This window comes from Cupriavidus sp. 10L43_2, assembly GCF_056395265.1.
Window position 1 is genome coordinate 173388 of record NZ_JBFTJE010000002.1, and the last position, 17982, is coordinate 191369.

At 68.6% G+C, this 17982-nt stretch carries 15 protein-coding genes; all 15 read left to right on the forward strand.

Features of this window, described 5'->3' with window-relative positions:
- Window positions 1–35: 35 nt before the first annotated feature.
- Window positions 36–671: a cytochrome c biogenesis heme-transporting ATPase CcmA gene (gene ccmA / locus AC1DEL_RS03060; protein WP_441645212.1), complete on the forward strand. Its 636-nt coding sequence runs from the start codon at window positions 36–38 to the stop codon at window positions 669–671.
- Window positions 671–1336, forward strand: a complete 666-nt coding sequence (gene ccmB, locus AC1DEL_RS03065) for a heme exporter protein CcmB (protein WP_092301152.1) — start codon at window positions 671–673, stop codon at window positions 1334–1336. Before ccmA ends, ccmB begins: the two co-directional genes overlap by 1 nt.
- Before the next feature lie 4 nt (window positions 1337–1340).
- Window positions 1341–2102 carry a heme ABC transporter permease gene (locus tag AC1DEL_RS03070; RefSeq protein WP_477113671.1) on the forward strand — a complete coding sequence of 254 codons (762 nt, stop codon included), beginning with the start codon at window positions 1341–1343 and terminating at the stop codon, window positions 2100–2102.
- An 18-nt stretch (window positions 2103–2120) separates the two neighbouring features.
- On the forward strand, window positions 2121–2273 hold the full coding sequence (gene ccmD, locus AC1DEL_RS03075) for a heme exporter protein CcmD (RefSeq protein ID WP_092301146.1): 153 nt from the start codon (window positions 2121–2123) through the stop codon (window positions 2271–2273).
- Complete coding sequence (gene ccmE / locus AC1DEL_RS03080; RefSeq protein ID WP_092301143.1) at window positions 2270–2725, forward strand: cytochrome c maturation protein CcmE; 456 nt, start codon at window positions 2270–2272, stop codon at window positions 2723–2725. The genes ccmD and ccmE overlap by 4 nt, the downstream gene beginning before the upstream one ends.
- Complete coding sequence (locus AC1DEL_RS03085) at window positions 2722–4731, forward strand: heme lyase CcmF/NrfE family subunit (RefSeq protein ID WP_477125193.1); 2010 nt, start codon at window positions 2722–2724, stop codon at window positions 4729–4731. Before ccmE ends, AC1DEL_RS03085 begins: the two co-directional genes overlap by 4 nt.
- Window positions 4728–5267: a DsbE family thiol:disulfide interchange protein gene (locus tag AC1DEL_RS03090; protein ID WP_477125194.1), complete on the forward strand. Its 540-nt coding sequence runs from the start codon at window positions 4728–4730 to the stop codon at window positions 5265–5267. The genes AC1DEL_RS03085 and AC1DEL_RS03090 overlap by 4 nt, the downstream gene beginning before the upstream one ends.
- A complete protein-coding gene (locus tag AC1DEL_RS03095; RefSeq protein WP_477125195.1) occupies window positions 5260–6273 on the forward strand; it encodes a cytochrome c-type biogenesis protein CcmH in 1014 nt (337 codons plus the stop codon). Before AC1DEL_RS03090 ends, AC1DEL_RS03095 begins: the two co-directional genes overlap by 8 nt.
- A 133-nt stretch (window positions 6274–6406) precedes the next feature.
- A complete protein-coding gene (locus tag AC1DEL_RS03100; protein WP_092301134.1) occupies window positions 6407–7114 on the forward strand; it encodes a FadR/GntR family transcriptional regulator in 708 nt (235 codons plus the stop codon).
- A 28-nt stretch (window positions 7115–7142) separates the two neighbouring features.
- Window positions 7143–8555: an FAD-binding oxidoreductase gene (locus AC1DEL_RS03105; protein WP_477125196.1), complete on the forward strand. Its 1413-nt coding sequence runs from the start codon at window positions 7143–7145 to the stop codon at window positions 8553–8555.
- Between the two features lie 76 nt (window positions 8556–8631).
- Complete coding sequence (locus AC1DEL_RS03110; RefSeq protein WP_441590995.1) at window positions 8632–9840, forward strand: efflux RND transporter periplasmic adaptor subunit; 1209 nt, start codon at window positions 8632–8634, stop codon at window positions 9838–9840.
- Between the two features lie 25 nt (window positions 9841–9865).
- Window positions 9866–10579, forward strand: a complete 714-nt coding sequence (locus AC1DEL_RS03115; RefSeq protein WP_441590997.1) for an ABC transporter ATP-binding protein — start codon at window positions 9866–9868, stop codon at window positions 10577–10579.
- Window positions 10580–10613: 34 nt separating this feature from the next.
- On the forward strand, window positions 10614–11768 hold the full coding sequence (locus tag AC1DEL_RS03120; protein WP_092301125.1) for an ABC transporter permease: 1155 nt from the start codon (window positions 10614–10616) through the stop codon (window positions 11766–11768).
- Between the two features lie 22 nt (window positions 11769–11790).
- Entirely contained in the window at window positions 11791–12957 is a 1167-nt protein-coding gene (locus tag AC1DEL_RS03125) for an ABC transporter permease (protein WP_092301122.1), read from the forward strand.
- Between the two features lie 144 nt (window positions 12958–13101).
- Window positions 13102–17976, forward strand: coding sequence for an ESPR-type extended signal peptide-containing protein (locus AC1DEL_RS03130; protein ID WP_477125197.1), 4875 nt, complete (start codon window positions 13102–13104; stop codon window positions 17974–17976).
- The last annotated feature ends 6 nt before the right edge of the window (window positions 17977–17982 follow it).

Below are 17982 nucleotides of genomic sequence, written 5' to 3' on the forward strand. Positions count from 1 at the left end.
CCGCTCCCGACCCCGTTCCGGCTGAGGCCCGCCCCATGCTCGCGGCCCACCAGCTCGCCTTTGCCCGCGCCGGCCGCGCCGTGTTCCATGGCATCGACATCGACCTGGCGCCGGGGCAGGCCATCGCCCTGACCGGGCCCAATGGCAGCGGCAAGTCCACGCTGCTGCGGGTGCTGGCCGGGCTGCTGGTGCCGCTGGCCGGCGCCGTGACCTGGCAAGGGCGGCCCGTGCGCGGTGGCGATCCGGACTATGGGCGAGCGGTGGCCTACCTCGGCCACCACAATGGGCTCGACGCCGAGATGAGCGCCATCGAGCAGCTGGTCTACGCGGCGCGGCTGGCCGGCCACCGGGTCACGCCGGAGGCAGCGCGGGCGGCGCTGGCGGACGCCGGGCTCGCGCGGATGGCCGATGCGCGCCTGCGTACGCTCTCCCAGGGCCAGCGGCGGCGTATCGCGCTGGCGCGGCTGACCCTCACACCGCGCCCGCTGTGGCTGCTGGATGAGCCGCTGGCGGCGCTGGACGCCCCCGCCGCCGACCACTTCCGCACCCGCCTCGACGCCCATCTGGCCGCCGGCGGCATGGCCGTGATCGCCCTGCACGGCCCGCTGGCGCTGCCACTGGCAACGGCGCGCGGCAGGCTGCGCGGGCTCGCGCTGGAGGGCACCGCCTGATGCATGCCTTCGGCGCCACGCTCGTCCATGACCTGAAGCTGGCCTGGCGCCGGCGCGACGGCCTTGTCGCCACGCTGGTGTTCTTCGTCATCGCCGCCAGCCTGTTCCCGCTCGCCATCGGCCCCGATCCGCAGCAACTGCGCGCGCTGGCGCCCGGCATCCTGTGGGTGACGGCGCTGCTGGCGTCGATGCTGTCGCTGTCGCGCCTGTTCGCCGCCGATCATGCCGAAGGCAGCCTGGAGCAGATGCTGCTGTCCCCGGCGCCGCTGGCGCTGCTGGTGCTGGCCAAGATCTGTGCGCACTGGCTGACCAGTGGCCTGCCACTGCTGGTGCTGACGCCGGTGCTGGCGCAGCAGTACTCGCTGCCGGCCGGGGCCACGTGGATGCTGGCGGCGTCGCTGCTGATCGGCACGCCGGTGTTGAGCCTGATCGGCGCGGTGGGCGCGGCGCTGACGCTGGGCGTGCGCGGCGGCGCGGTGCTGCTGTGCATCCTCGTCCTGCCGCTCTGCGTGCCGGTGCTGGTCTTTGGCGCCGGGGCCGGCGCGGCGGCGGATGCCGGGCTCGACGTCATGCCGCAGTTGTCGCTGCTGGGCGCCTGCCTGGCGCTGGCGCTGTGCCTCTGTCCGCCGGCCGCCGCTGCCGGCCTGCGCATTGCCATGGAGTGAGACGATGGGACCCTCGGCCGACCTGCCCCGCTCCGCCAGACTGCCCCAGCCCTCCCGGTCGCGCTGGCTGACCTACGCCTCCCCGGCCCGCTTCGACCCGCTCGCCCGGCGGCTGACGCCGTGGTTCGCCGTGGCGGCAGCGCTGCTTCTGATCGCCGGGCTCTACCTCGGCTTCGGCGTGGCGCCGACAGACGCCCAGCAGGGCGAGGTCTATCGCATCATCTTCATCCACGTGCCGGCAGCGTGGATGTCGATGTTCATCTACCTCGTGATGGCCAGCTACTGCGCGCTGGCGCTGGTGCTGCGCACGCGGCTCTCGTCGATGATGGCCTCCGCGCTGGCCCCCACCGGCGCGCTATTCACCTTTATCGCGCTCTGGACCGGCGCGCTGTGGGGCCAGCCGACCTGGGGCACGTGGTGGGTCTGGGACGCCCGGCTGACCTCCGAACTGATCCTGCTGTTCCTCTACCTCGGCTTTCTCGCGCTGGAAAACGCCATCGACGACCCGCGCCGCGCCGAGCGTGCCTGCGCGGTGCTGGCGCTGGTCGGCGTGGTGAACATCCCCATCATCTATTTCTCGGTGCAGTGGTGGAACACGCTGCATCAGGGCGCGTCGGTGAGCCTGACCGCCGCGCCATCCATGGCGCACACCATGCTGGCCGGCATGCTGCTGATGACGCTGGCCTGCTGGATGTACACGATTGCCGTGGCGCTGGTGCGCGTGCGCTGCATCCTGCGCGAGCGCGCCGAGCCGCGGCTGATCTAACGAGAACCGGAGCCGATCATGCTGAACCTCCTGCTGTCTTCGCCCCATCTGGGCTATGTGGCCGGCGCCTTCGGGGTGGCGTTTGCCGCGCTGGGGCTGGAAATGATGCTGCTGGCGCGGCGCGCGCGGGCCGCGCGGCGGCTGGCGGCTGGCGACGCACCGCGCGCATGACCACCCGGCGCCGTCGCCTCGGCTGGCTGCTGGCCGCGCTGGCCTGCGCCGGCGTGGCCACGGCACTCGTGCTCAACGCGTTCCGGGGCAACCTCGTCTTCTTCTTCAGCCCGACGCAGGTGGCCGCGCAGGAAGCCCCGGCCGGCCGGGCGTTCCGGCTGGGGGGGCTGGTCGAGACCGGCTCGCTGCGCCGCGAGGGCGACGGCATGACCATCCGCTTTATCGTCACGGACACCATGCGACAGGTGCCCGTGGTCTATCGCGGCCTGCTGCCGGACCTGTTTCGAGAAGGCAAAGGCGTGGTGGCGCGTGGCCAGTTGCGCGACGGCGTGTTCCAGGCCACCGAAGTGCTGGCCAAGCACGACGAGAACTACATGCCGCCCGAGGCCGCCGAGGCCCTGAAGCAGGCCGCCCAGACCAAGGCACGCATCCCGGAGACCACGCCACGATGATCGTCGAACTCGGTCACTTCGCCCTGATCCTCGCGCTGTTCGTCGCCGTGATGCAGGCGGTGCTGCCGATTGCCGGCGCCGCGCGGGGTCCCGGCGGCGACGCCACGCTGATGGCCGTGGCCCGCCCCGCCGCCGTCGCCCAGGCGCTGCTGGTGATGGCAGCCTACGGCGCGCTGACGCTGGCCTTCCTCGACAACGATTTCAGCGTGCGCTACGTGGCGGCGAACTCGAACACCGCGCTGCCGGCGATCTATCGCGCGGCGGCGGTCTGGGGCGGGCACGAGGGCTCCATGCTGCTGTGGACACTGATGCTGGCGCTCTGGACGCTCGCCGTGGCGCGCTTCAGCCGCGGCCTGCCGCCGGCGCTGCGGGCCCGCGTGATCGGTGTGCTGGGCGCCATCAGCGTGGGCTTCCTGCTGTTCCTGCTGTTCGCCTCCAACCCGTTCATCCGCCTGCTGCCGCCGGCCATGGAGGGGCGCGACCTGAACCCGCTGCTGCAGGACCCCGGCATGGTGTTCCATCCGCCCCAGCTCTATATGGGCTATGTGGGCTTTGCCGTGGTCTTCGCCTTCGCGGTGGCTGCGCTGCTGGGCGGGCGGCTGGACGCCGCCTGGGCGCGCTGGGCGCGGCCGTGGACCACGCTGGCGTGGAGCTTCCTGACCATCGGCATCCTGCTCGGCAGCGCCTGGGCCTACTACGAACTGGGCTGGGGCGGCTGGTGGTTCTGGGACCCGGTGGAGAATGCCTCGTTGATGCCCTGGCTGGCCGGCACGGCGCTGATGCACTCGCTGGCCGTCACCGAGAAGCGCGGCGCCTTCCGCGCGTGGACCGCGCTGCTCGCCATCTTCACGTTCTCGCTGAGCCTGCTCGGCACCTTCCTGGTCCGATCGGGCGTGCTGACCTCCGTACACGCCTTCGCCGTGGACCCGACGCGCGGCGTGTTCATCCTCGCCCTGCTCAGCGCCATCACGGGCGGCGCGCTGGCGCTCTATGCCTGGCGCGCGCCGCGGGTGTCGGTGCGCGCGGCCTTCGCGGCGGTCTCGCGCGAATCCTTCCTGCTCGCCAACAACGTGCTGCTGGCCGTGGCGGCGGCCACGGTGCTGCTCGGCACGCTCTACCCGCTGCTGCTGGACGTGCTCGGCCTCGGCAAGATCTCGGTGGGGCCGGCCTATTTCGAACAGGTCTTCGTGCCGCTGATGGCGCCGGCCGTGCTGCTGATGGGCGTGGCCCCGCTGGTGCGCTGGCGCCACGCCGCCCTGCCCGACCTGGCCGCGCGGCTGCGCTGGGCCGCCATCGGCAGCCTGCTGGTGGCCCTGGCGCTGCTGGCGACGCTGCGCACGGCCTCCGCGCTGACCGGGCTCGGGCTGTGGCTGGCTACCTGGTGCGTGGCCAGCGGGCTGACCAGCCTCGCCAGCCGGCTGCGCCATCGTGGCCGATCCGCCCTGCGGCAGTTGCCGGCCGGGTATTACGGGATGCTGCTCGCGCATGTCGGCGTGGGCGTGTTTATCGCCGGGGTGACGCTGGTGAAAAGCCAGGAAAGCCTGCGCGAGTTGCCGATGCGCGCCGGCGAGGTGGTCAGCGTGGGCGGCTACACGTTCCGCTTCGAGGGCGTGGCGCCGGTGCGCGGCCCGAACTACGCGGCGTTCCGCGCCAAGCTGGTGGCCAGCCGCGACGGGCAGACGGTGGCCACGCTGGCGCCGGAACGGCGCGTGTACCGCAGCCAGGACATGCCGACCACCGAGGCCGCCATCGATAATGGCTTTACCCGCGACCTCTATGTGGCGATCGGCGAACAGGTGGCCGACGGCCAGTGGGCGGTGCGGCTCCACGTGAAGCCGTTCGTCGGCTGGATCTGGGGCGGCTGCGTGCTGATGGCGCTCGGCGGCGTGCTGGCGGCTTGCGACCGGCGCTATCGACGTCGGACGGCCGAGGTGGAAGCGGAGGCCGCGCCCCCGGCCCCGCGCCCCGCCGTGCCGCTGGCCACCACCCGGGAGCCGCTGCGATGACGCGCTTTCTGCTGCCGCTGGCCGTCTTCCTCGCCCTGGCCGCCGCGCTGGCCGCCGGGCTGCGGCACGATCCGCGCGAACTCCCATCGGCCATGGTCGGCAAGCCCGCGCCAGCGTTGCAGTTGCCGCTGCTGAAGGCTTCCGAGGGCGTGCGTGCCACATCCGACCTGAAAGGCAAGGTGTGGATGCTGAACGTGTGGGCGTCGTGGTGCACCGCGTGCCGCGTCGAACATCCCGTGCTGACCGACTTCGCCGGGAAGTCCGAGGTGCCGCTGGTCGGCCTGAACTACAAGGACCAGCCCAACGCCGCGCGCGACTGGCTGCGGCGCATGGGCGATCCGTACGTGGCGTCGCTGGTGGACGCGGATGGCAAGGCCGGCATCGACCTGGGTGTGTATGGCGTGCCGGAAACCTATGTCATCGACCGAGCCGGGGTGGTGCGCTATCGACAGGTGGGGCCGATCACGCCGCAGGTGCTGGAGCAGAAGATCCTGCCGCTGCTGCGCACGCTGGAACGGGAGCCCGGCCATGCGTAGATTGGCGCTCGCCTGCCTGCTCTGGATGGCGTGCGCCGCCCACGGCGCCGAAGACGCCGCCAAACTGGACGCCCGCGTGCATGCGCTGGCGGAACAGCTGCGCTGCCTGGTCTGCCAGAACCAGACGCTGGCCGATTCCAACGCCGACCTCGCGGTGGACCTGCGCGCCCAGATCCGGGAGCAGCTACGCAGCGGCGCGAGCGAGACCGCCGTGAAGGACTTCCTCGTGCAGCGCTATGGCGACTTCGTGCTCTACGACCCGCCGGTGCGGCCATTGACGTGGCTGCTGTGGTTCGGGCCGGCGCTGCTGGCGCTCGGCACTGCGGTGGTTGTGGTGCGGGCGCGGCGGCGGCATCGGGCGGTGTTCCGGCCTCGTACTGATCGGCCAGAATCGTTCGATAGTGGTCCGCCGCCGGGACGGTCCCGTTGGGTGGTCGCCGCCTCGCTGGCCCTGCTGCCAGGCGGGGCGATGCTGCTCTACCTCCACCTCGGCAACCCCGGCATGGTCCGCGCGGCGTGGGCCAGTGCGCCGGCCACGCTGCCGACTGGCGATGGGCATACGGTCGACATGCAGCAAATCGACGCCATGGTGTCCCGGCTGGCGCTACGGCTGCGGCAGGAACCGGGCGATGCCAATGGGTGGTACATGCTGGCGCGGTCGTATACGGCGCTGGAACGGTTTGATGATGCGGCGGCGGCTTATGGGAAGGCCGTGGCGCTCGTCCCGGATGCGGCGGCGCTCAGGGCTGATTATGCGGATGCGCTGGCCAGCGCGGCTGGGGGGCAGTTGGAGGGGGCGCCGATGGAGCAGGTGCGGGCGGCGCTGGCGCTGGATGGGGATGAGCCCAAGGCGCTGGCCCTGGCGGGGACGGATGCGGCTGAGCGGGGGGCGCTGCCTGAGGCGATTGGGTATTGGGAGCGGTTGTATCGGTTGCTGCCGGCGGATTCTGAGACGGCTCGGAGGGTTAGGGGGAATTTGGAGGTTGCGAGGGGGGCGGTTCGTTGATGGATGGTGTTGGCTTTTGTTGGCAACGGCATGTTTCACATCGCCCTGCGGGCGCTGCGACTCCAAAAGCCAACACCACATCAGCGTTTACCCCAAGTTTTCATATAACCATAAAAGGGTAACGTCTCACCCCATGCAGACGACCCGCCCGATCACCCTCACCGAACGCGTCATCCAGCAACTCCGCGCGGAGATTGCGGACGGCGTCTACCCGGTCGGCGCCCGCCTCCCCACCGGCAAGCAGCTCGCCGAGCAATACGGCGTCAGCACCGCCGTCATCCGGGAAGTGACCGAGCATCTCCGCTCGCAGGGGATGATCGAAAGCCGTCAGGGGCTCGGCAGCACCGTCCGTTCCCGCGTCAGCGACGCTGGATTCCGCCTGTCCGGCCAGGCTGGCGCCGACGCCGCCGATCTGGCGGCGATCTACGAGCTGCGTCTCGATCTGGAAAGCGCCGCCGCAGCGATGGCCGCGCGTCGCCGGACCGACGACGATCTCCGGCGTATGGCCGACCTGCTCGGTACCCTCGCCGCCCAGTTGCACGACATCGACCGGGGTGCCGAATCCGACACTCAGTTCCACGTGGCCGTGGCCACCGCCACCCACAACAAGTACTACCAGGACCTGCTCCAGTACCTGAACCTGCAGCTCCATCACGCCGTGCGCACCGCGCGCGGCAATTCCCAGCAGCAGCCGGGGCTGCCCGAGCAGGTGCATGGCGAGCATGTGGCGATTTTCGAGGCGATCCGCGCGGCGGACCCCGAGGCCGCCCGGCTGGCCGCCGCCGCCCATCTTCGCAATGCCGCCGCGCGGCTTGGCCTGCCGCTGCGGGCCGCCGCCTGAACCCCCTCTATATATAGATAGGTATCCCATGTCCGACGCCGCCTTCCTGCAACGCCTGACCGACACCCTTGGCCCCGACGTGGTGGCCACCGCGCCCGATGACGTGGCGCCGTGGACTAGCGACTGGCGCGGCCTCTACAAGGGCCAGGCCCAGGCCGTAATCCGGCCGCGCACGACCGAGCAGGTCTCCCAGGCGCTGGCGCTGTGCCAGCAGGCCGGCGTGCCGGTGGTGCCGCGCGGCGGCAATACCGGCCTGTGCGGCGGTGCCGCGCCGGACAACCGGTCCGTCAACGTGATCCTGAGCCTGGACCGCATGGACAAGATCCGGTCGATCGACACCATCGCCAACACCATGGTCGTGGAGGCCGGCTGCATTCTCGGCAATCTGCGCCGCGCCGCCGAGGAGGCCGACCGGCTGTTCCCGCTCTCGCTGGCGGCCGAGGATTCGTGCCAGATCGGCGGCAATCTCGCCACCAACGCCGGCGGCGTGAACGTGGTGCGCTACGGCATGACGCGCGAGCTGGTGCTGGGCGTGGAGGCGGTGCTGCCCGATGGCGAGGTCTTCCACGGCCTGCGCACGCTGCGCAAGGACAACACCGGCTACGACCTCAAGCAACTGCTGATCGGCTCCGAAGGCACGCTGGGCGTGATCACGGCTGCCGCGCTGCGCCTGCTGCCGCGCGCCGACTCGCGCGCCGTGGTGCTGGCTGCCGTGGAATCGTCCGAGCAGGCGCTGAAGCTGTTCTCGCTGCTGTTCGCCCGTTGCGGCGCCCGGCTTCAGGCTTTCGAGTTCTTTACGGGCGACTGCCTGGAACTGGTGCTGACCCATGTCGAAGGCGTGCAGGCGCCCTTCCCGGAGCGCCATCCGGCCTACGTGCTGGTGGAAATCGCCGACACGGCGCCCGAGGACGTGCTCAACGCCCTGCTGGAATCGGTGATTGGCGACGCGCTGGAGCAGGGTCTCTGCCTCGACGCGGCGGTCTCGGCCTCGCTGGCCCAGTTGCAGAGCCTGTGGCGGCTGCGCGAGGAGATCTCCGAGGCCCAGCGCGCCGACGGGCTGCACCTGAAGCACGATGTTTCCCTGCCGATCGAGCGGATTCCGGCCTTCATGGCGTCGATGGAGGCCCGGCTGCTGGCCAGGCACCCCGGCATCCGCCCGTTCATCTTCGGCCATTTTGGCGACGGCAACCTGCACTACAACCTGTCGCGCCCGCTCGGCGCGGACGCCAAATGGGCGCTCAACGAGGGCAAGGCGGTCAGCGAGGACGTGCTGGACGAAGTGGCCCGCTACGACGGCAGCATCAGCGCCGAGCACGGCATCGGCCAGCTCAAGCGCGACGCGTTCCTGGCACTGAAAGACCCGCTCGAACTGCGCCTGATGCGCGCCATCAAGCAGGTGTTCGACCCCAGCGGCATCATGAATCCGGGCAAGCTGCTTTGATTCCGCGCAGGCGCCGGCGTCGGGATCACACGGCGCTATACTGTCAGCCCTTTTCCGCACCCTATCGGTTGAAAAATTGGCTGATCAAGACCTGAGCAGGCTGAAGATCGATCGCAGTGCCATGGCGCCCGCGCCGCGTGGGCGCCGCCGCTGGCTCCGCTACGCGGCCATCGCCGTGGTCGTGCTGGCCGTGATCGGCATTGGCGCCCGGCTGGCCGGGCCGCAGGCGGTGGAGGTGGTCACCGTCTCCAGCGCCTACCCCTCCCAGAACTACACCCTGCTGAACGCCACCGGCTACGTGGTGCCGCAGCGCAAGGCGGCACTGGCGTCCAAGGCGCAGGGCCGGCTCGAATGGCTGGGCGTGCTGGAAGGCTCGCGCGTCAAGAAGGACGAAATCATCGCCCGGATCGAAAGCCGGGACGTGGAGGCGTCGCTGGCCCAGGCCCGGGCGCAGGTGCAGGTGGCGCAGGCCAACCTGCAACTCCAGCAGGCCGAACTGCGCGATGCCGAGGTGAACCTGCGCCGCTCCGAGACGCTGCTGGCGCCCAAGGCCATCTCGGTGCAGCAGTACGACGCCGACCTGGCCCGCTACAACAAGGCGAAGGCGTCGATCAACAACTCGCAGGCGTCCATCACCTCCGCCCAGGCCAACGCCCGCTCGGCGGAGGTATCCGTCGAGCAGACCGTGATCCGCGCGCCGTTCGACGGCGTGGTGCTGATCAAGCACGCCAACGTCGGCGACAACATCACGCCGTTCTCGGCCGCCTCGGACACCAAGGGCGCGGTCGTGACCATCGCCGACATGGAGACCCTCGAAGTCGAGGCCGATGTGTCCGAGTCGAACATCGTCAAGATCATCGTCGACCAGCCCGTGGAACTGCTGCTGGACGCCCTGCCCGACCTGCGCATGGCCGGCCGGGTGTCGCGCATCGTGCCGACCGTGGACCGCTCGAAGGCCACCGTGCTGGTCAAGGTGCGTTTTGTCGACCGTGACCCGCGCGTGCTGCCGGACATGAGCGCCAAGATCGCCTTCCTCTCCAAGCCTGTGCCGCCCGAGGACCGCAAGGCGCTGGTCGCCGTGCAGCCGGCCGCCATTGTCGAGCGCGACGGCAAGCCGGTGGTGTTCCAGGTGGTGGATGGCAAGGCCAGGCAGGTGCCGGTGACCAAGGGCGCCCGCGTGGGCGAGCTGGTGGCCGTGCAGGGCGTGAAGCCCGGCGACACGCTGGTGCTGGCGCCGGCCGACAAGCTGTCCGATGGCAGCAAGGTCACCGTGGCGAAGAAGTGACGTGACGACCGACGTGACAACCGACGTGACAACTGATCCCGCCGCCCCCCGCCCCGCTGAGCCGCTCGTCGCCATCCGCCACCTCGCCAAGTCGTACCGGCGTGGTGCGCAGACGGTGCCGGTGCTGTCCGACATCACACTCGACATTGCCGAGGGCGATTTCATCGCGCTGATGGGGCCGTCCGGCTCGGGCAAGAGCACGCTGCTGAACCTGATCGCCGGCATCGACCGCCCGGACAGCGGCGAGTTGCGCGTGGCCGGGGTGGACATTGCCGGGCTGCCGGAATCCTCGCTGGCCGACTGGCGCGCCGCGCACGTCGGCTTCATCTTCCAGTTCTACAACCTGATGCCGGTGCTCACCGCGTACGAGAACGTGGAACTGCCGCTGATGCTGACGCGCCTGTCGCGCCATGAGCGGCGGGAGCGCGTGGAGATGGTGCTGGGCATGGTCAATCTGGCCGACCGGATGGACCACTACCCGTCCGAGCTGTCCGGCGGCCAGCAGCAGCGCGTGGCGATTGCCCGCGCGCTGATTACCGACCCCACGCTGATCGTGGCCGACGAGCCCACTGGCGACCTCGACCGCACCTCCGCCACCGAGATCCTGGCCATGCTGCAACGGCTCAATGCCGACGCCGGCAAGACCATCATCATGGTCACCCACGACGCCCACGCGGCCGAGGCGGCGCGCTCGCTCGTCCATCTGGAAAAGGGCGAACTGCTGGCCGGCCGGCGCTAGTTTCAGCATTCCAGGACATCAGGACCCCATCGCCATGTACCTGCCCCGGCTGATCGCCCGCAACGCCATGCGCCACAAGCTGCGCACGGCGCTGACCGTGCTCGGGCTGGTCATCGCCGTGCTGGCCTACGGGCTGCTCCAGACCGTGGTGGATGCCTGGTACGCCGGCGCGGCGGCGGCGTCCAACGCGCGGCTGGTCACGCGCAACTCGATCTCGCTGGTGTTTCCGCTGCCGCTGAGCTACGAAAATCGCATCCGTGGCGTGGAGGGCGTGACGCAAGTCGCCCGCTCAAGCTGGTTCGCGGGCACCTATCGCGACCCCAAGAACTTCTTCGCCCAGTTCGCCGTCTCGGACAACTACATCGATCTGTATCCCGAACTGATCCTGCCGCCCGAACAGCGCGCGGACTACCGGCGCGACCGCCGGGGCGCGCTGGTGGGCCGGCAATTGGCCGACCAGTACGGCTTCAAGATCGGCGATGTCATCCCGCTCAAGGGCACGATCTACCCCGGCACGTGGGACTTCGTCGTGCGCGGCATCATGGAAGGCCGCGATGAGTCCACCATCACGCGGCAGATGCTGTTCCACTACGAGTACCTGAACGAAAGCATCCGCAAGAAGGCCGTCGGCAAGCCGGATCAGGTGGGCGTGTTCATCCTCGGCATCGACAACCCGGACAATGCCGCCGCCGTCTCCCGCCGCGTGGACGACGTCTTCCGCAACTCGCTGGCCGAGACCATGACCGAGACGGAGCAGGCGTTCCAGCTCGGTTTCGTGGCGATGTCCAACCAGATCATCGCGGCCATCCGCGTGGTGTCGTACGTGGTGATCGTGATCGTGATGGCCGTGATGGCGAATGCCATGGCGATGAGCGCCCGCGAGCGGACCACCGAATATGCGACGCTAAAGGCACTTGGCTTCGGGCCGGGCTTCCTGGCGATGCTGGTGTTCGGGGAGTCGATGGTGCTGTGCATGATCGGCGGCGCCATCGGCATATTACTGACCCCACCGGCCGCCAATCTGTTCAAGTCGACGGTCGGCAATGTGTTCCCGGTGTTCACGGTGTCGCACGAAACCGCCGCGATGCAGGCGGCCTGCGCACTCGTCTGCGGCGTGGCGGCGGCCATCGTGCCGGCCGTGCAGGCGGCGCGCGTGCGCATCGTCGAGGGCCTGCGGGCCATCGGCTGACCGGCCCGGCCCCCTCCCCCACATGGTCATCCCACTCCACTACATCGCACGCAACGTCTGGGCCCGGCGGCTCACCACCGCGCTCACGGCGGGCGGGCTGGCGCTGGTGGTCTTCGTCTTCGCGGCGATGCTGATGCTCGACGCCGGCCTCAAGCAGACGCTGGTGACCACCGGCGAGGCGGACAACGTGGTGCTGATCCGCAAGGGCGCCGAAACCGAGATCCAGAGCGCGATCACCCGCGACCAGGCGGCGGCCATGGAGATGCACCCGGCCGTGGCGATGAACAAGGAGGGTCGGCCGATGGCCTCGCGCGAGGCCGTGGTGCTGATTTCGCTGACCAAGAGCGGCGCGGCCTCCCCGGCCAATGTGGTGATCCGGGGGATATCGCCGCAGGGCGTGACGCTGCGCCCGCAGGTACGTATCACGGCCGGGCGCGTGTTCCGGCCGGGTTCGTCGGAAATCATCGTCGGCAGCAGCATCGCCAAGGGCTTCGGCAACGTGCGCATTGGCGACCACCTGCGCTTTGCCCAGCGCGACTGGACCGTGGTGGGCCATTTCGACGCCGGCGGCAGCGGCTTCGACTCCGAGATCTGGGGCGATGTAGACCAGCTCATGCAGTCGTTCCGGCGCACCAGCTATTCGTCGATGGTGGTGCGCCTGGGCCAGGCGGACGGCTTCGACAAGTTCCGGGCCGACATCGACGTGGACCCCCGCCTCGCCAACGAGGCCAAGCGCGAGCAGCAGTTCTACAGCGACCAGTCGCGCGCGCTCTCCACCTTCATCAACATCCTTGGGCTGACGCTGACCACGATCTTCTCCGTGGCGGCGATGATCGGCGCCATGATCACGATGTACGCCTCGGTGGCCAATCGCGTGGGCGAGATCGGCACGCTGCGCGCGCTGGGCTTCCAGCGCACCAATGTGCTCGCGGCGTTTCTTATCGAGGCGGTGCTGTTGGGCTTTGTCGGCGGCGTGGCCGGGCTGGCCTGCGCGGCGCTGATGCAGTTTGCGTCATTTTCGACGACGAACTTCCAGACCTTCGCCGACCTGTCGTTCCGTTTCCTGCTCACGCCGGGCATCGTCGTCAAGACGCTGCTGTTCTCGATGGCGATGGGCTTCATCGGCGGATTCCTGCCGGCGCTGCGCGCGTCGCGCCTGAATATCGTGGATGCGCTGCGCGCGCGTTGATCGGAAACCCGTTCGGGTGATCGGATAGATCCGGATCGAAACCGGGTCGGGGGGCCCCCCGGCGTCTCCCGGTTTCTAAAGTTTCTACCATTCAGCGCAGACCGCTTCATTTCTACCCTCCATGCACACTCATGGAGAGCAGAAATGAACACCACCTATCGCGCAGTCTTTAACGAATCCCTTGGCACCTGGGTTGCCGTTTCCGAAATCGCCAAGTCCCACGGCAAGCGCAGCAGCGTGCGCAAGGCACTGACTGCCTTGGCCGTGGCGGCAAGCCTGATGGGCATGCAAGGCATGGCCAATGCCGGCGAGATTGACGCGGAAGCGGCCGTGCTCGCCCAGCCCACGACTTCCCAAGACATCCAGTCGGCCGACGCGGCCGCCTGCGAGCCCGAACTCGACGCCGCCGGCCTGCCGATTGTCGATACTTGCAAGGAAACTGCGACGTCTGGCGATCAGAAGCTCGTCATCGGCGCTGGCGTTGTCACCGGCCTCGGCGGCCTCGCGGCCCTGCTCAATGGCGGTGGCGGCAGCCACGCCAGCGCACCGGCCCCGGCGATCGCTCCCGACTTCGCCCCGGTGATCGCTCCGGTCGTCGCCCCCGACGCCGAGCCCGCACCCAGCCCTGCCCCGCTTCCCGGCGTTCGCATCGTCAATGCCACAGACACCCAGGTCTTGGCCGGCCAGATCGGCACGGAAGTCAAGAGCGACAACGCCACGATCATCAACGGCGGCCAGGTATCGGCCACCGGCGAGGGCGCCGTCGGGACATCGGTGACCGGCGACGGCGCAACGGTGGTCAACGAAGGCAGCGTGACGGTCGCCGAAGGCGGCACCGGGACTCGCGTCGACGGCTCGAACGCCACGATTACCAATACCGGCAACGTTTACACCGCGGGTACCGGTTCGATCGGGACGCTTGTCAATGGCGACGACGCCATCGTCACCGACGCCGGACAGAACACCATCACGGACGGCGCCACGGGCGTCTCCGTGAACGGCGACCGTGCCGAGGTCAACCTGATTGGACAGATGACGGTGGGCAACGATGCTACCGGCGCGCAGCTGAACGGCAACGAGGGCCATATCGTCATCGGCAGCGCCGGTCAGGGCGCGGCTACGACAAACGTCACGGTAGTCGGTGGTAACGCCACCGGCGTCAAGGTGGCCGGCACCGGTAATACGATCACGCTGCACGGCGGCATCACCGTAGACAAGGACCAGAGCGCCCCCGATGCGGCCGAGCGGTTTGCGGAAACCGCCACGGGCCTGGCCGTCACCGGGAGCAGCAACACCGTGATTCTGAACGGGCAATTGCACGTCGTGGCCGATGGCGAAGAGATTGAAGCCTTCGTTGCCCGTGGTGGAAGTGGCGCGGCGGAGTCGCTCAACGGGGTGATCGTGTCCGGAGACGTGGCCGGCGCAGAAAACACCAACAAGGTGTTCCTGAATGGTGGCGTGTCCTTGACGGGCGAAAAAAATGCCTTGACCGGGGCAGCCGGCAGTGCGCAGTCCGCAGGCAGCAGCATCTACGCGCCGCTCGTTACCGTCGACGGCAACAGCGAACTGCACATCTCGGGTCACTCCAGCATCGAGGGCAGCGGCACGTTCTCCCCGAAACTGATCACGGCCAGCAACGGCGCCCGCATCATCTGGGAGAACGGCGACCTTAACGCCGATACCAGCCGGTACAGCACCCACGAGATGTATGACAACGGCGGCACGGCCCTGATCGATGTCCGCAGCGGCGCCAGCCTGGACATCAAGGATTCAGCCCATGTCCAGGCTGGCACCCAGACCCACTTCATCGAGGCACGGGGCACGGGCAGCCGGGTCAACAACGAAGGTACGATCGACCTGACGAAGGTGAACGAGGATGCCCCGATCACGGGCACAGGTACCCACGTCTCCACGGTCGCCCTCTTCGCTTATGAAGGCGCCAGCGCAACAAATAGCGGCACGATCTCGCTCAACAGCGATGATGCCGAAGCCGTCCTCGAAGGCAACGGCGACTGGGAGTGGGTCAACTATCATGCCGTTCAGAGCGGCATGATGGGGATGATCGCGAGCAATGCGGGCAGCACCGCCGTCAACACCGGCACGATCACCGGCCATGGCTACCGGCTCTACGGCATGGGTGCCATCGAGGGCGCCGTGCGCAACGAGGGCAAGATCGACCTCCAGCCGAAGTCGGATATCGCCTTTGCTCGCGCCGACGACTACGGCGCCGGCATGTACGCAGGCACCGACCGCGTCAGTCTGGGCACGGCCACCAATGCGCCCGGAGGCACCATCACCATGCATAACGCTGGCATCGGCATGGTTGCCCAGAAAGGTGCGACTGTTGTCAACCAAGGCGCCATCAACCTCGTCGCGGACGAGGGCGCAACGGCGCGCGATGGACAGTTGATCGGCATGGCCGCCTACAACGGTGGCACCGCCATCAACGACACCACGGGCGTCATCAACATCGAGACCGGTGCGGGCCGGGCCTTCGACGTTGACGGCACCAGCCTGATCGTCAATCGGGGCAGCGTGAACTTCAACGGCCAGACCATGGACCCGAGCGACTCGCATATGGGGGCGACGCCGAACACGGCCACGCCACTTGCCGGCGTCATTGCCGGAACAGGCCAGTCGGTTACGCTGGATGACCCCCTGGGTTATGTCGCCGCCAACCATCTCACCAACTATGGCGCAGTGACCAACGCCGCCACGCTGGACATGCGCAGCAGTTGGCTGCTCAACCAGCAAGGCGCCAGCTTCTCGTCGCCGTCGAACTCGCTGGCGCTGGGTTCTTTCGAGAACAAGGGCACGCTGGCGGCCGGCGCGGTGCGGAGCGGCACGGGGTACAACCGGGCCGGTGCCACGATGAATGTGGAACTGCTGACGCTCGCTTCGAACGCCACCTTGTTTAACGAAGGCAACTTCCACGGCAGCGCAACGGCGGCGTCCTATACCAACAACATCGTCAATACCGGCAACTGGACGGTGAACGCGGGCAATGCCATCCAGGGCCGCCTCAACGTCTTCAATCAACAGGGCGGCACCCTGCGCAATACGGCGCCGGGCACTGGCACGCTGGTCAACATCAGCTCCCTGCCTGGGGGCCAGCCGTTCAACAACGCCGGCACGATCACGGCCACCGACGGCTACAGCGCCCTCAAGACCGCCAATGGCGACGCGACCGCCAATCCGAACAACTGGCTGGTCAACCGTTCGACGGGCGTGATCAACGGCATGATGAACGGCACCGAGAAGGCACTGATCAGCATGGGCCGCGCCACCAGTTTCGGCAACGAAGGCACGATCAATGTGCAGGGCAACGGGGCGGTGGGCATCCTGGGCGTCAATTCGGGTTACACCACCCACATCATCAATGCCGGCACCCTCAACGTCGGCACCGAAGCCGGCAAGGCGGACGGCACGAACGGCACCGGTCTGGTCGGCATCAAGGGCACCAACACCGCGAACCAGATCTACAACAACACCACGGGCGTCATCAACGTCTACGCCAACAATTCGTACGCCTTCGGCGGCAATGGCAAGGTCGTCAACAACGGCACCGTGAACCTCGAGTGCGACACCGGCTGTGCGATCTTTGCGCCGGGCAGCGCCGCGGCCATCACGGGCAGCAACAAGGCCATCGTGGCCCAGACCACAGCGCCATCGCAGGGCACCGTGCCCACGCCGGCAGCCGAAGCGCCCCGCATGGTGCTGCGCGGCTACCAGGTCGGCACCAATGCCAACGGTACGGCCGGCACCCTGCGCGGCAGCCATCTGGACGTCTCCGAGGTCAAGGTCGACACCGCCTTCGCCGCCGGCACCGCCGCCAAGGCGGTCACCTTCGACAACGTGTTCCAGGGCACTGATATCACCGGCGCCCAGAGCATTCAGTCCGACAGCGCCGTCTGGACCGCCAACGCGGCCCAGGACGCCAAGGGCATCGACGTGACGATGACCAAGAACGCCTACCAGGACGTGGTGACCGACGCCAAGCTCAAGGACGCCGCCGCCGCCCTCGAAGGCGCCTACTCCAACAACGCCGTGTTCCAGAGCCTGAACCTGGCCACCGCCGCCGAAGTCACCAAGGGCGTGAGCCAGCTCACCGGCCAGGGCTTCGGCCAGGCCATGAACCAGGCCAAGGTGCTCAGCAACCGCTTCAACGTGCTGGCCGACAACGTCAAGGAAACCCCGAGCGGCCTGGGCTTCAACATGGTCACCCGTGGCACCCCCGGCGCCCGCCTGGCTGGCTCCGAGTACGACATGGCCGTGCTGTCCTCGCGCTTCAGCGTGGGCGACCAGGGCAAGGTGGCCGTGCGCTACGGCGTGGCCAACCTGGCCAGCATCGACGCCGGCTCCAACGCCGCCGCCAGCAACGGCCTCTCGGGGGTGAGCCAGTTCGCCGGCGTGCAGTACGTCAACCCGATCGCCGCCGGGCTGGAACTCTCCGGTGACCTGCAGTTCGAGCAACATCGGCTGGAATCGAGCCGCTCGCTCAACTACGGCAGCGTCAACGAGACCGCTTCCTCGAAGAACGGCCAGGACAAGTACCGCGCCAACTTCGTGGTGGGCAAGCCGGTGGAAGTGGCGAAGGGCTTCACCGTCACGCCGATGATGGGCCTGGACATGCGCCAGACCCGCGACCACGCGGTGAACGAGCAAGGCGCCGGGGCCTACAACCTCAACGTCTCGGGCGCCACCACCACGGCGATGGACGCCATCGGCGGTGTGAAGCTGGGCTATCAGCACGCGAACGGCCTGAACGCCAGCGTGCGCCTGCAGGGCGGGCCGAACCTGTTCTACGGCGCCGGCCAGCGCCAGGCCAGCCTGGCTGGTGCCCCGGATGCGCGCTTCGCGCTGCCGGATGCCACCCAGCGCAGCCGCTTCAACTACAACAGCACGGTCAGCGTGGGCTACGCCAAGAACCTGCTCAACCTGTCCGCCAACGGCTACACGGCCGACCAGGACGGCGTGAAGGACTACGGCGTGATGTTCAAGGTGGTCAAGCAGTTCTAAGACGGA

Bases quoted from the DNA above. Each gene is read 5' to 3' on its own strand.
- AC1DEL_RS03100 (WP_092301134.1), top strand. From the start codon at position 6,407: ATGCAGACGACCCGCCCGATCACCCTCACCGAACGCGTCATCCAGCAA.
- AC1DEL_RS03085 (WP_477125193.1), top strand. From the start codon at position 2,722: ATGATCGTCGAACTCGGTCACTTCGCCCTGATCCTCGCGCTGTTCGTC.
- AC1DEL_RS03120 (WP_092301125.1), top strand. From the start codon at position 10,614: ATGTACCTGCCCCGGCTGATCGCCCGCAACGCCATGCGCCACAAGCTG.
- AC1DEL_RS03125 (WP_092301122.1), top strand. From the start codon at position 11,791: ATGGTCATCCCACTCCACTACATCGCACGCAACGTCTGGGCCCGGCGG.
- ccmB (WP_092301152.1), top strand. From the start codon at position 671: ATGCATGCCTTCGGCGCCACGCTCGTCCATGACCTGAAGCTGGCCTGG.
- ccmA (WP_441645212.1), top strand. From the start codon at position 36: ATGCTCGCGGCCCACCAGCTCGCCTTTGCCCGCGCCGGCCGCGCCGTG.
- AC1DEL_RS03095 (WP_477125195.1), top strand. From the start codon at position 5,260: ATGCGTAGATTGGCGCTCGCCTGCCTGCTCTGGATGGCGTGCGCCGCC.
- ccmE (WP_092301143.1), top strand. From the start codon at position 2,270: ATGACCACCCGGCGCCGTCGCCTCGGCTGGCTGCTGGCCGCGCTGGCC.
- AC1DEL_RS03090 (WP_477125194.1), top strand. From the start codon at position 4,728: ATGACGCGCTTTCTGCTGCCGCTGGCCGTCTTCCTCGCCCTGGCCGCC.
- AC1DEL_RS03105 (WP_477125196.1), top strand. From the start codon at position 7,143: ATGTCCGACGCCGCCTTCCTGCAACGCCTGACCGACACCCTTGGCCCC.
- ccmD (WP_092301146.1), top strand. From the start codon at position 2,121: ATGCTGAACCTCCTGCTGTCTTCGCCCCATCTGGGCTATGTGGCCGGC.
- AC1DEL_RS03130 (WP_477125197.1), top strand. From the start codon at position 13,102: ATGAACACCACCTATCGCGCAGTCTTTAACGAATCCCTTGGCACCTGG.
- AC1DEL_RS03070 (WP_477113671.1), top strand. From the start codon at position 1,341: ATGGGACCCTCGGCCGACCTGCCCCGCTCCGCCAGACTGCCCCAGCCC.